The organism is Paenibacillus sediminis, from assembly GCF_017873765.1.
GTDB classification, from domain to species: Bacteria; Bacillota; Bacilli; order Paenibacillales; family Paenibacillaceae; genus Paenibacillus_AG; species Paenibacillus_AG sediminis.
Genome location: NZ_JAGGKP010000001.1, coordinates 1,177,144 through 1,190,009, shown reverse-complemented (window position 1 = coordinate 1,190,009; position 12,866 = coordinate 1,177,144). Strand labels below are relative to the sequence as shown.

At 39.6% G+C, this 12,866-nt stretch carries 14 protein-coding genes; 9 read left to right on the top strand and 5 right to left on the bottom strand.

The window, feature by feature from the left end; all coding sequences use genetic code 11:
• Nucleotides 1–68: 68 nt before the first annotated feature.
• On the bottom strand, nucleotides 69–1,808 hold the full coding sequence (locus tag J2Z20_RS05740) for a sensor histidine kinase (RefSeq protein WP_209846324.1): 1,740 nt from the start codon (nucleotides 1,806–1,808) through the stop codon (nucleotides 69–71).
• Nucleotides 1,809–1,891: 83 nt separating this feature from the next.
• Between J2Z20_RS05740 and J2Z20_RS05735 the strand changes: the two genes are divergently transcribed.
• Nucleotides 1,892–2,221, top strand: a complete 330-nt coding sequence (locus J2Z20_RS05735) for a DoxX family protein (protein WP_209847345.1) — start codon at nucleotides 1,892–1,894, stop codon at nucleotides 2,219–2,221.
• A 52-nt stretch (nucleotides 2,222–2,273) separates the two neighbouring features.
• Here the strand turns inward: J2Z20_RS05735 and J2Z20_RS05730 are convergent, their stop codons facing one another.
• Entirely contained in the window at nucleotides 2,274–2,738 is a 465-nt protein-coding gene (locus J2Z20_RS05730) for a pyridoxamine 5'-phosphate oxidase family protein (protein ID WP_342454264.1), read from the bottom strand.
• A 118-nt stretch (nucleotides 2,739–2,856) separates the two neighbouring features.
• Here J2Z20_RS05730 and J2Z20_RS05725 point away from each other — a divergent pair, with 118 nt between their 5' ends.
• Entirely contained in the window at nucleotides 2,857–3,129 is a 273-nt protein-coding gene (locus J2Z20_RS05725) for a hypothetical protein (RefSeq protein ID WP_209846321.1), read from the top strand.
• 105 nt (nucleotides 3,130–3,234) lie between these two features.
• Here J2Z20_RS05725 and J2Z20_RS05720 read toward each other — a convergent pair whose 3' ends face one another.
• On the bottom strand, nucleotides 3,235–3,588 hold the full coding sequence (locus J2Z20_RS05720) for a winged helix-turn-helix transcriptional regulator (RefSeq protein WP_209846319.1): 354 nt from the start codon (nucleotides 3,586–3,588) through the stop codon (nucleotides 3,235–3,237).
• 212 nt (nucleotides 3,589–3,800) lie between these two features.
• Here J2Z20_RS05720 and J2Z20_RS05715 point away from each other — a divergent pair, with 212 nt between their 5' ends.
• The 4 genes from J2Z20_RS05715 to bcp all read left to right on the top strand — a co-directional run bounded on the left by J2Z20_RS05715 (nucleotide 3,801) and on the right by bcp (nucleotide 6,961).
• Nucleotides 3,801–4,547, top strand: a complete 747-nt coding sequence (locus J2Z20_RS05715; RefSeq protein ID WP_209846315.1) for a GTP cyclohydrolase II — start codon at nucleotides 3,801–3,803, stop codon at nucleotides 4,545–4,547.
• Nucleotides 4,548–4,559: 12 nt separating this feature from the next.
• A complete protein-coding gene (gene ribD / locus J2Z20_RS05710; RefSeq protein ID WP_342454262.1) occupies nucleotides 4,560–5,663 on the top strand; it encodes a bifunctional diaminohydroxyphosphoribosylaminopyrimidine deaminase/5-amino-6-(5-phosphoribosylamino)uracil reductase RibD in 1,104 nt (367 codons plus the stop codon).
• A gap of 59 nt (nucleotides 5,664–5,722) precedes the next feature.
• Nucleotides 5,723–6,412: a VOC family protein gene (locus tag J2Z20_RS05705; RefSeq protein ID WP_209846312.1), complete on the top strand. Its 690-nt coding sequence runs from the start codon at nucleotides 5,723–5,725 to the stop codon at nucleotides 6,410–6,412.
• A gap of 84 nt (nucleotides 6,413–6,496) precedes the next feature.
• Nucleotides 6,497–6,961, top strand: a complete 465-nt coding sequence (bcp, locus tag J2Z20_RS05700) for a thioredoxin-dependent thiol peroxidase (protein WP_209846310.1) — start codon at nucleotides 6,497–6,499, stop codon at nucleotides 6,959–6,961.
• Between the two features lie 75 nt (nucleotides 6,962–7,036).
• On the opposite strand, the gene J2Z20_RS05695 is transcribed toward bcp, so the two are convergent.
• On the bottom strand, nucleotides 7,037–7,831 hold the full coding sequence (locus J2Z20_RS05695) for a polysaccharide deacetylase family protein (RefSeq protein ID WP_209846308.1): 795 nt from the start codon (nucleotides 7,829–7,831) through the stop codon (nucleotides 7,037–7,039).
• A 292-nt stretch (nucleotides 7,832–8,123) separates the two neighbouring features.
• On the opposite strand from J2Z20_RS05695, the gene J2Z20_RS05690 reads away from it, so the two are divergent.
• Together J2Z20_RS05690 and greA are read left to right on the top strand one after the other, a co-directional pair.
• On the top strand, nucleotides 8,124–9,203 hold the full coding sequence (locus tag J2Z20_RS05690) for a peptidylprolyl isomerase (RefSeq protein WP_209846306.1): 1,080 nt from the start codon (nucleotides 8,124–8,126) through the stop codon (nucleotides 9,201–9,203).
• A gap of 354 nt (nucleotides 9,204–9,557) precedes the next feature.
• Nucleotides 9,558–10,028, top strand: coding sequence for a transcription elongation factor GreA (greA, locus tag J2Z20_RS05685; protein ID WP_209846304.1), 471 nt, complete (start codon nucleotides 9,558–9,560; stop codon nucleotides 10,026–10,028).
• 82 nt (nucleotides 10,029–10,110) lie between these two features.
• On the opposite strand, the gene J2Z20_RS05680 is transcribed toward greA, so the two are convergent.
• On the bottom strand, nucleotides 10,111–11,028 hold the full coding sequence (locus J2Z20_RS05680) for a DMT family transporter (RefSeq protein WP_209846302.1): 918 nt from the start codon (nucleotides 11,026–11,028) through the stop codon (nucleotides 10,111–10,113).
• A 138-nt stretch (nucleotides 11,029–11,166) separates the two neighbouring features.
• Between J2Z20_RS05680 and J2Z20_RS05675 the strand changes: the two genes are divergently transcribed.
• Nucleotides 11,167–12,771: an S-layer homology domain-containing protein gene (locus J2Z20_RS05675; protein ID WP_209846300.1), complete on the top strand. Its 1,605-nt coding sequence runs from the start codon at nucleotides 11,167–11,169 to the stop codon at nucleotides 12,769–12,771.
• Nucleotides 12,772–12,866: the final 95 nt, after the last annotated feature.

The following is a 12,866-nucleotide window of genomic DNA, read 5'->3' as shown; positions in this document are numbered from 1 at the left end:
CTTCTTATTATTCACTCCCCCAAAAAACCTCCTGGTACATATTAGTTCCAGGAGGTTTTACATATCCATCACAAAGGAATCATCGCCGTAAATGTCGTCAATTGATCGGTACTATCGATCGTAATCGTGCCTTTATGTTTATTGAGCGTATTCATGACAATCGAAAGTCCAAGGCCTGAATTGTGCGAATTTGAGCCTTTTTTCGTACTGAAGCCTGGCTCGAAAATTCGAGCTTTCATGGAATCTTCGATCTTAGATCCGTTGTTATGAACTTTAATGAAGAGATAGTTATTTTCTATGTATACGAATACCTTGACTTTCTTATCAGGGTTGTCCGTTGCAAGAACGGCTTCAAAGGCATTATCGATCAGATTGCTTAATATTTTAACCAGATCCGTTGTTTTGATCACATTAATGTTCAGAGATTTTAAGTCCGTAAAATGCTGTTCAAAAGTTATTTTTTTCTCAAAAGCTTGAGTGATTTTTGCCTGTATGAGTGCGCTTAGCACAGGTATGTTTATATTTACAATATCGTTTATTGCCTTGATCTCACCGATAAGTTCTTTCATATATAATTTTAATTCATCGTAGTGCTTTAAACTAACTAACAGTTGGATTGTCGTTAAGTGATTGTTGAAATCGTGCCTTTGTTCTCGAATTGAACTGAATAGTGCATCTACGTTTTCTAAATACATATTTTCAACATTCTCTTCAGCAGCTTCACGTACTCGCCTATTAATGTGAATCGAAGAGAGAACAATAGCGATAATAGCTAAGGTGCATAATGAAATGACCAATCGGATTCTGTTCATTTGCTCTTTTAGAATTAAATTAATTTCATCTAAATCCGACACTAGACCGATAACAACAGGCTTGCCGATTTGCACAGGAATAAATGTTTTTAAAATATTCTTATCATGAACAGTAGTAGAAAAAGAAGCGATTTTACCCGTTTGCATCACTTCACGAATGTACTGTTTATCTTGTGGATCTTGATATTGATATGTACCAAACAATACTTTTCTAGTTACATATTCGATGATGCCATCTTTTTCTCGTTGCTTCGCTTGATCCAGCATATAAGATGGATTAAATACCGAAATCTCAAGAGTATGGCTGTTTTTATTGTTCTTAATTAATTGCTGGATAGATGCATCAACGCCCGTTTGAGTTTGGTATTGTCTGAACGTCGTACCATGTACAAAAGGGTTAATGATATAGTTCGTAGTCCCGTCGTAATAATATCCCCATTTATCTATATTTTGCAGATTGGATGAAGAGGTGTTGAGCGGTCCCGACCAAAAATTAGGAAGCGTCTGCCCGATGCTCACATGGACTTGCTCCTTGTTCATGAGCTGCTTCAGCGCAAGAAACCAATCTCCGCCCCAGCTTTTTGCACTTGTATGAATATCTAAAGGATCTGATGATTTGTAGGATACAATATCGTCACCTGATCGTTTAAATAACGTAATTTGATCTACGCCAACTTTGCGGCTTAATTCAACGAGTTGTTCGTTAGTAACCTTATCGATATCAGGATCAAGATTGGATTTTGCTGCAATTGCTGCTGTTCTCAGATGCTCTGCCATCATTTGTTCGAAGTAATCTTCGCCTTTCGAAGATAGTTCAATCGACGTTTTGATTTGATGAGCAATGAAATTCATTTTATCAATTTGATCTTTGATGAGGGCTTTCTGCGTTGAATAATAGTAAGTAACGTTAACGATGATGAGTACTAAAGACATAACAGCAATAATGTAAAAAGTAATATGGAGCGGTTTTGAAAATAATTCTTTTTTCACCCTCATTATAATGTATTTATCCTCCGTATGTCATGAACGCTAGCAGTTGTTTCTCTTAATTATACATATTTCGTCAAAATATCACACAAATTTCGTCAAAATACTACAAATATTTTACTTCCGTTGTATTTGGTCTATTGTTCCTTGCACATGGTATAAACAAATTCCAGATGGGTTTACCAAAGGTTGCTGGTTGGTTTGGAAGTCTTGGTGTTCCATCGACTCTCGGATATATCGTTGCATATCTTGAATTGCTTGGTGGAATTGCTCTAATTATCGGAATTGGCACACGTTATGTAGCTGCAGGTTATGAGATGGATATTGCATATCTGCTTGTTGCTATATACCTCGTATTTGGCGGTGAACCTGGATACTCTGTTGATTCTGCATTGACAAGAGGCAAGACGAGAAGAGCTTGAGACATGCAAATACCCTTGACGTAAAGTCAAGGGTATTTTTTAGTTTGTATGTCTACAAGTGCAGTTCCTTAATTGTCTCAGCCCATCTATTTACTACTTCACTCGGCTCATCTAATTCAAATTCAATGCCGGACGTTAATGTTGCATATTTTGCGGTATCTTCTCGGCATGAAATGATTTTGGCTGTAAATCGCTGCCGCTCATGTTGTGCATTTGGAATGACAGGGAGTGGAGTAAGCTGCAGCTTGATATAATAAGCAACTCCTTCATATACAAAGATGAGCGTCGCTTTGCCAGTTCTCATCATGTTATTCGTCGTTGTAGTCTTCGGCCACATGGCTAGTCTTAACTCCGTTTGACTCGTGCATACTACTTCTCCCACACTAATCATGGCGCTATGCGGCCAGCCATCTTCCGATACTGTTGTTAGCATCATTGCGAAATGTTGTTTCTCAGATAAATTTTTACCATCAAATAGCCACTCAAGTTTCGAGTTTAAATGTCTGTTCGTGGTCACATTTAGTCAGTCCTTTGTACCCAATAATCATTTAGAATCACTGCAATCTCAGGACATTTCTTCCAATCAAAAGAACATGGTATAATAGTTATACTAATGTGCAAGGAGAGAATGTCAAATGAGCGTTAACATCGTAAGTGCAGTCATGAATGTTACAGAGGATCGGAAATATGTTGGGAAAACCGTCTTCAAATATGAAAATCATAAAGCACCGTATGAAATTACCTTTTACAGCGAAAAGGGAAAAGATTGGGATTATAGTTTGAGCTTTGCTTCTAAATCGGGCGATGAAGAACAATTTCTGCAAGTAGATGCACGTATCGAAGAAGATGACGAGTTGTTCGATACACTTCTGGATGCCGCCCTAGACACATTAGAAGAGAGTAAATAACCGTTACAAACAACAGCAAACTCCAGATGCATCTAGGGGCAAGGAGTTTGCTGCTTTTAGAAACGTTGAATAATTAAATATGATGATTTACAACGAAACTTCACTTTAAGCTTCCTTCACAAGCGGATCGTCCGTTGCTGCTGTGGAATCAAGTTCAACCCATGCTGTAGACCATTCTTGAATACCTCTTATGACAGGTTCTAAAGCAAGTCCTTTCGGTGTCAAAGAGTATTCAATACGGACTGGAGTTTCTGGGTATACATGTCTTTTCACGACGCCTTCTTGTTCAAGATCTTTTAACCGTTCGGACAAAAGTCTGCCGCTGATCGGAAGAGACGATTCAATGGTACAGAAGCGCTTCGGACCTGAAAGAAGCTGATAAATAATCAAACCTGTCCAACGTCTGTTTAACATTTCCATACCTTTTTCAAATCTTGGGCATAACTCCGTTTGATTCATGCTCATCACCTCACTATATAACTAATTATACCCTAAAACTACTTCTTTACATATAGTTATCTTATAAAACTCCATTACTTGACATATATAAATTATTTATCTATACTTACTTACATAAAGTAATGAGATACCAATGTAACAAAATATAGATTATTATTACTATAGATTAAAAATAAATGTTATCCAGAACTTTTGGAGATTGGAGTAATCATATGATATCGAATGAAGTAATGAACCTTCTTAAAGATAAAATGACGATACTTTCACAACCAAACAAAGAGGATCTGTGCCTTGTAGGTCCGATTGAGCTTCCTGTTCAATTGGATGATCAAGTTGTTCATTTCAAATGGTATAGCTGGGTGAATCTGCACGGCGCCTCTGCGAAAAAAGAAGATATATTAAATTCGCTCGCAAGTGCTAATTTGGCAGCTTCTCAACAATCATCTGTATTAGTCTATGGTGACTTTGAAAATTCGGATGAAGCGCTCATTCGGATGCACAGCATTTGCCATACAGGCGATATTTTCGGAAGTAAACGTTGCGACTGCGGATTCCAATTGCGTCAATCGATGCGAATGATCGTTGAGAACGGAAGCGGTGCATTATTCTACCTTGCGAACCATGAGGGTAGAGGGATCGGGCTGTTCTCGAAATCTTTTGCTTATCTTCTTCAACAAGAGGGGTACGATACTGTTGAAGCGAACCACGCTCTTGGCTTTGAGGATGATACTCGTTCGTATGAAGAAGCTATTCGAGTGTTAAACAACTTGCGTGAGAAGCCTGTTAAATTGATTACGAACAATCCTAAGAAGCTCAAAGCATTGCGTGAAGCTGGGCTATCTGCTGAAGAACACGTATCGCTTTGGGGTGACATATCCGACTACAACCGCAAATATCTAGCTACGAAAGTGAATAAGTCCGGTCATATTCCACAAGGACAACGAGCTATATCTGTCTAAGGAGCGAATAAAGTGAATAACGCAAAAACAGATCAAACATTTATGAAAATGGCGCTCGACTTAGCGGCAACAGCAAAAGGAAACACGAATCCAAATCCGGTAGTCGGCGCTTTAATTGTGAAGGACGGCGTCATTGTTGGCTCAGGTATCCATCGGAAAGCAGGCGAGCCTCATGCAGAAGTGCATGCTTTCCGTATGGCTGGAGATCACGCTAAGGGAGCTACATTATATGTGACCCTGGAGCCTTGTTCGCACTATGGTAAGACGCCGCCATGCGCAGAGCTTGTGAGAAGTTCTGGCGTGGCTCGCGTCGTTGTTGCCATGCAAGACCCTAACCCTCAAGTAGCTGGAAGAGGGATTAACATGTTGCGCGAAGCAGGCATCGAGGTTGAGGTTGGGGTCTGCGAGGAAGAAGCAAAGCTCCTTAATGAACGTTTTATTCATAATATGCTTCATAAGACACCTTTTGTCATTTCGAAAGTTGCGATGACCTTAGATGGTAAAATTGCTGCTCAAGGTGGGCATTCCCAGTGGATTACTGGTGAAGAAGCTCGCTTGTCTGTGCATCACCTCCGTAATGAAGTAGATGCAATATTAGTAGGCATCGGCACGGTGCTTGCAGATAATCCAAGTCTGACGACACGTCTGCCTGAAGGCGGGAAAAATCCGATTCGAGTTATTGTTGACTCCCATCTCCGTACTCCTATAGACGCCAAAGTTACAGATTGTACAGCAGCGCCTACGATCATTATTGCGGCTGAGGGTGCGAATGCAGATAAAGCAGCTGCTTTAGAGGCGAAAGGTGTAGAAATTATTTATACCGAAGCTTCAGACAGTGGGGTTGATCTCGCTGCAGCGATGTCTAAATTATATGATAAAGGTATAACCGATGTCCTTGTAGAAGGCGGTAGTGAAATACACGGCGCGTTCTTAAGAGCTGGTCTAATTCATAAATTCATGATCTATATTGCTCCGAAAATTTTAGGTGGACGTCATTCCTTAACGCCGTTTGCTGGTCAAGATGTGAACCGGATGGATCAAGCGCTGGACGTTGAGATCCATTCCATACAAACATTCGGTCAGGACATTTGCATCACAGCATATCCAAAACGGTAAAATCACCTTAATCTCGCTGCGTAGATTATAAACATCACTAGAGTTAGGTTGATTATAAAATGATTATTGAACAATTAACGCTATTAACGAATCAGTTAGAAGAGACTCGTCATTTCTATACAAAGGTATTTCCTTTTGAATTAGTGGATCAAGGAGACAGCCACTTCACAGTAAAGGTCGGACAGACGCTCCTTACGTTTCAATACAAACAGAGTGAGACAGATCCGTTCTATCACTTTACATTCAATATTCCAGAGAACAAATTCGCCGAAGCTGTGGAATGGGCATCAACCAAAGTTGATTTTGCCGAAGAAGTGGGAGAAATTGTGTACGATTGTGTAGAATGGAATTCGCATTCTGTCTATTTCTATGATCCTGCAGGCAACATTGTTGAATTTATCGCACGCCATAATTTGAATAATGCTGTGAATCATCCGTTCTCGCCCAAAGATTTTTTGTACGTAAGTGAAGTCGGTGTTGTGACATCTGATATTCACGCTATAGTACATCAATTAAATGAGCTTGGTATTCCGAGCTGGAATGCAGAAGAGAATTTTAATCCCGTTGGGGATGAGCACGGGTTGTTCATTATTGTAAAAGAAGGACGTCGCTGGCTCTATTCTAATAAAAATGCTCATTTTTACGATGTCAAAGCAACGGTTAAAGGGCTTGGAACACTTTGTTTTGAACAGGACGGGGATCAAGTCGTCATTAGGCGATCTTCATCCAATGTGATATACTCAACCTAAGATTAATGATTCGCTCCACAATATGCCAATGGAGAGGTCTTAATTATATAAAATAATGCATAAGAAAAAGGAGATCAAACACATATGGCTCATGTACAAATTGGACAAGTTGTAGACTTTACACTTCCTGCTTCCAATGGACAAGAAGTATCTTTGCACGATTATAAAGGAAAGAAAGTCGTTATTTATTTCTATCCAAAAGATATGACACCAGGCTGCACAACGGAATCTTGCGATTTTAGGGATTTCAATGGTCAGTTTAAAAACTACAACACTGAAATTTTAGGGATTAGCGCTGACGATCTGAAATCCCATGATGAATTTATCGCTAAACACCAGCTTCCATTCCTTCTATTGTCTGATACAGACCATAAAGTATCTGAGCAATTTGGCGTGTGGAAACTTAGAAATATTGATGGTAATGAATTTATGGGTATCGAACGTTCCACGTTTTTAATTGATGAAGATGGCAAGCTTGTGAAAGAATGGCGTGCCGTTGAAGTAGAAGGTCACGTTCAAGAAGTTCTTGAAGCGATTAAGAATAACTAATAGTTTTATTTATTTATAAAATAACCTTCTGAATGATCGCTTCTGACGATCGATCATTCAGGAGGTTTTCTCTTATTAATTAGAGCTCTTCTTATGGGTCGGATGCTCTGCCGGCAATCTTTCCACCGGAAATAGATGTTTGTTGTATGTGAGCAAATCAGAAACTGTAATCAATTTGTACCCTCTGCGAGTCAATTCCGGAAGGATCTGTTTCAACGCCTCAACGGTTTGGTATCTTCCTCCCTCGACATGATCGTGCATGAGCACAATATCCCCGTTACGAGCATTGCCCAGCACTTTGTTTACAATTTTATTGACGCCAGGGTTTCGCCAATCCTTCGTATCTTGGTGCCATGACCACATAATCACTAGAAAACTATTTTTACTGCATACATTTACAAGGGTATCGTTATAAAATCCAGCAGGCGGCCGAAAGAGAAAAGTATTTTGACCGATAATCGATTTAATTACTTTTTCATTATCTTTTATTTCTTTCTCGATTAACTCAGCGCTGCTGCGCTTACTGAAATATCGATGAGTATATGTATGGTTGCCAATTTCATGGCCTTCTCTAACTTCTCTTTTCCCAATCTCAGGGTACAATTGTAATTGTTCACCTACGACGAAAAATGTAGCTTTCGCATCATACTGCTTCAATAAGTCCAAGATCATCGGTGTTTGCTTCGGATCCGGACCGTCATCAAATGTTAGGGCTATAACCTTCTCTTCTGTTGGGACTTCCCATATGACACTGCCATGCGATTCGTAATAATCACGGCTTCGTTGTTCGACAGGCACTGCAGCCCAGCTCGAATTTGGAAAGAGCAGAAAGATGGCAATAAGCATTACCCATTGCTGTAATTTATTCATTGAATTTGAATCCTCCGCAAGATGTATTATCGTGTACAGATAAACCTTATTATGCGGTTCCACTTTTAAACATATGCGTACAAAATTCGACTAAAAAGCAGGAGAAATGTTATGATCTATAGAATAAGAAGGGACGAGTGCTTTATCATTGAATATGCATACTAAATATTGGAAAAAGTAGAATGGTGGTAGAAATTTTATCTTTTCTTAAGGTTTGTTTTCTTATAATCTGATAAAGTAACTTAGAGTAAGAACTATGTTTTGATACATTAAGAAGGGAGTTTTACACAGAATGAGCGAGAAAGAACAGTGGGAGACAGAAGAGGGGACAAGCAATAAAGAGCAATCTGCTGATATTGTTGAAACGAATGAACAAGCAGACAATAACTTGGAAAATGAAACAGCTGAACAAGAAAGTGCAGTTGCTGCTGCCCCTTCCCATAAAGGAAGCAACAAGATTTGGATGGGTATCTCTATTATACTAGCTGCAGCTTTAATTATCGTAATTCTTACAAAATTCACTGGAGGCAACGAAACCGTTGCTACTGTAAATGGCACTAAGATCACTAAAGATGATTTCTATAAAGAACTCGTTAAAGCAGGCGGAGCAAAGACTTTAGATAATATGATTACACAGGAACTCGTGAAACAGGAAGCAGATAAAGCTGGCATTAAAGTTACAGAAGATGACATCAACAAAGAGCTTGCGAAGATGAAAGAAGGATTTGGCTCGGATGAAGAGTTCAAACAGGCAATCGAGAACTACTATGGTATGACTTACGATCAATTCAAAGATCAAATGAAATTCCAAGTAGAAGTTAGAAAGCTGCTTGAGCCTCAAGTCAAAGTAACGGATGATCAAATCAAACAATATTATGAACAGAACAAAGCATCTTATAATACCCCAGAACAAGTTAAAGCTTCTCATATCTTGGTGAAAACCGAAGCAGAAGCAAAACAAATTTTGCAACAGCTGAAAAGTGGTGCTGATTTTGCAACACTCGCGAAAGAAAAATCAATCGATCCAGGCTCTAAAGATAAAGGCGGAGAACTTGGATACTTCTCACGCGGCGATATGGTCAAAGAATTTGAAGATGCAGCATTCTCAACTAAAGTAGGTGAGATTAGCGGTATCGTTAAATCTGAGCATGGATACCATATCATTAAAGTAGAAGATCATAAACCAGCTCATACAGCAACTTTGGAAGAGAAAAAGGCTGAAATTAAAGATACTCTAATCTCTCAAGAAGTTAGCAACAAATATAACACTTGGATTGAACAATTGAAAGCTAAAGCAGACATCTCCAACACATTGGAAAGTGCCAATAAAGATGCAGCTAAAGCAACAACAGACGCGACTACAACAAAATAACCTATAAATATTTATTACCCCCTCAAACGATGGTAACGTCGATTAAGGGGGTATTTATATTGCATATGTGATGATTCACATAAGGCTTAGCCAACTGATATCGCGGCCTGGCAAAACAATGTCTGCACGGAGTAGACCGAACAGCCAATTGTGAGATAAGTTGCCGATATCCTACTCCAATCTATTATTTTCTTAATTTAGTTTAACTCGGTTCGTTTTAAAACAAAATTAATGGGTAAAAGTTACCATTCATTGACAAGTTCATGTTTTTTACTTGACTGTATTGTTGGGTATGCTACCATTATAAAATTGTGAGCACAATTATCGATGCATAGAGAAAGGAAGGAATGGGACATGGAGAACAACGAAATTGTTGTCACACGAGAAGGCTTAGCGAAGCTGGAAGAAGAATTGGAATATTTGAAATCCGTGAAACGCAGAGAAGTTGCAGAACGGATCAAAACTGCGATTGGATACGGTGACTTAAGTGAGAACTCGGAATACGATGAAGCTAAAAATGAACAAGCATTCGTCGAAGGCAGAATTCTTACCCTTGAGAAGATGTTAAAAAACATCCATGTTGCAGATGAAAATTCCGATAAATCGACCGTCTATGTTGGAGCGACCGTTAGGCTGAAAGATCTCGAATTCGATGAAGAATTAGAGTACATGATTGTAGGTCAATCGGAGTCAGATCCATCCAATAACAAAATTTCATACGTCAGTCCGTTAGGCCAAGCTCTTGTTGGTAAAAAGAGCGGTAGTATCGTTGAAGTGGCAGCGCCAGACGGCGTTATTCAATACAAAATACTCGAAATCAAATAAATTATTCGTGTGATTTAGTTTGCGACACAAACGATGTCTGATGATGTCTAGAACGTTTATTCGTTTGTGTCGCAAACGATTATTATCCAGCCTGTTGAATTGACGGACTGGTTACCGGCGGTTCATGAATATGCTGCTTCGTACGCATAAACAAAATAAGGCCGAACAACGTAAAGACTCCGCCAATCGTTTGAAGAGTCGACAGCCTCTCACCAAGCAGAATCCATGCCAGAATACTAGCACCTACAGGTTCGCCTAATATGGACATCGACACTGTCGTGGCAGAAATATATTGCATGAGCCAATTAAATAGAAGATGACCGAATACGGTTGGCACGACTGCCAGCAAAGTGAATATTCCCCAATCCGAGGCTTCGTAATTCGTGAATGATATACCCATAACTGCGTTATACACCGCAAACACAACGACTGCACATGTAAACACAATGATGCTGTACAAATATGAAGAAACTTGGGATAATACTTTTTGTCCCGCCAGCATATGAAAGGCAACTGCGGCAGTTCCAAGCACCGATAAAATATCTCCGTACAACTGCGTAGTTGATACTCCAATATCACCCCATGCGATAAAAGCGACCCCTCCAATTGCAATAAACATTCCTAGAAGCGAGGATAAGGCTGTTTTTTCTTTATATAAAATAAATGATCCGATCATGACAAACACCGGCTCAAGCGCTAATATCATCGTCGAACTTGCAACTGTTGTATATTTCAGGGAACCCATCCACAGCAAGAAGTGAAGGGCTAAGAAAAAGCCTGATAGGATAAGTAGAATCCAATTTTGTTTACTTATGTATGGAATTTGATTGACATGTTTTCTGCCAAAAGGGAGCATGAGAATAACGGTAAATAACAAGCGGTACATACCCTGAATAGATGCTGGAGCGTCCGACCATTTCACAAAAATAGATGAGAACGAAACGGCAACAATTGCGATAAATAACGGGATAAACATAGATGTGGAAGATTTCGGTTTCATGATGTCTACCTTTCTTATTCTAGTATTGAACATCTCATTATACCGAGGATTATTGTCATTTTCCAATATTTTTTCAAACGATTATTCATCATTTTTTGATATGATAGGAGATGAAATCTTAATATAAAGAGAAAGGCGATGCAGCTAGTGAACAAGCTATTGACAGTCATTTTTGTTCTAGTCATATCGATAGTTGCAATTTGTTCAAATGCGCTGGCAGCTGCTGCAATACCTTTTCAAGATATTTCAGATAGTTACGCTAAGCAGGAAATTGTTGATTTATATAATAAGCATATTATTGCTGGTACAAAACCTCAGCAGTTTGAGCCTCATAAAACAGTTACGAGAGCTGAATTTGTTGCGATGATGAATAGATTACTTAAGGTTGAACCAGTGAATAATCAGATTGCTGCATTTGTTGATGTGCCGGGGAATGCCTGGTTTTACAATGAAGTTCAGGCGGCGATCAACTTGGGCTTGGTGCAAGGAACGAGTGAGCACTATTTTTCACCGAAAAAAGTGGTCACACGCCAAGAAGCCGCGGTTATTCTAGTACGTGCGCTTAAACAGAATACAGATTCAGCAGTCAACTCCGACTTGTCATTCTCTGATGCAAACGACGTGGCATCATGGGCAGTTGACGAAGTGAATAAAATGAATCAATTAGGTTTGATGAAGGGCAGCGGCGGGGAGTTTCGACCTGAAGCTCCTTTAACACGCGAGGAGACAGCAGCAATAATGTATCGTGTCCTTCATATGTCTAACTGGTCTAAAGTCATTCAGACGAACCCGGCATCAACCATTCAAATGGGATGGCAGCTCGATCAATCTGCAGCACAGTTTATTGACAGCATTAAGAAATCTCATGTGAATACAGCAGTTCCTAGATGGTTCTTTATCGAAAAGACGGGGACTGTATCTAACTACACAGATACGACTCTATTAAATTGGACAATGAAGAATCATATAAAATTATGGGCACTCTTTGGCAATCATTCGGATTCGAATGTAACTCACGAGATGCTGTCCACTGAAGCGAATAGAAGCAAAACGATTAATCAAATTGTTTCGTATGTAAAGAGATATCATCTCAATGGCATTAATATGGATTTCGAAAATGTAGCTGCCAGTGACCGAGATCATCTCACCAGCTTTGTCGCTAGTCTAGCGAGTGTGCTCCATCAGGCAGGTGCTGTGTTATCCATCGATGTCTCTCCTGATTTAGGATCGGACTGGACGGCAGCATTTGATTATGCAAAGCTTGGTACCTTTGCAGATTATGTTGTACTGATGGCATATGACGAACACTGGGGAGGGGGGGCTGAACCAGGTTCAGTATCTTCGCTGCCTTGGTTCAAACAAGCAATCGACAAGCAGCTTGCTAGTGTTCCGTCATCCAAGACAATCGTTGCACTTCCTTTCTATACAAGAGATTGGTCGGTCACTTCTCAAAGTGTAACGTCAAGTGCAATAACATTAACCGAACAAGTTGCAAAGATAAAATACGGGCCGGGCAGAGTAAAGTGGGACGACGCGGTAGGTCAATATGTAGTGAGCTACACTAAACAAGGTGTACCCCATTACATTTGGGCTGAGGACAGTCGTTCGCTTTCTGCCAAATATGAATATGCAAGCAGCCGAAACGTAAAAGGATTTGCATATTGGTATATGGGTGCTGAGACTGCTGATATATGGACAAGCATTCATAACCTACAAAGATATACTTCATATGAATTTAAATAATGATTTCATTTATGTGCATCCAACTTGGATGTTTTTTTTTATTCTTTTCATTGACGGAAACCAAGCTGCCCATATAATATAGGAATAATAATCCT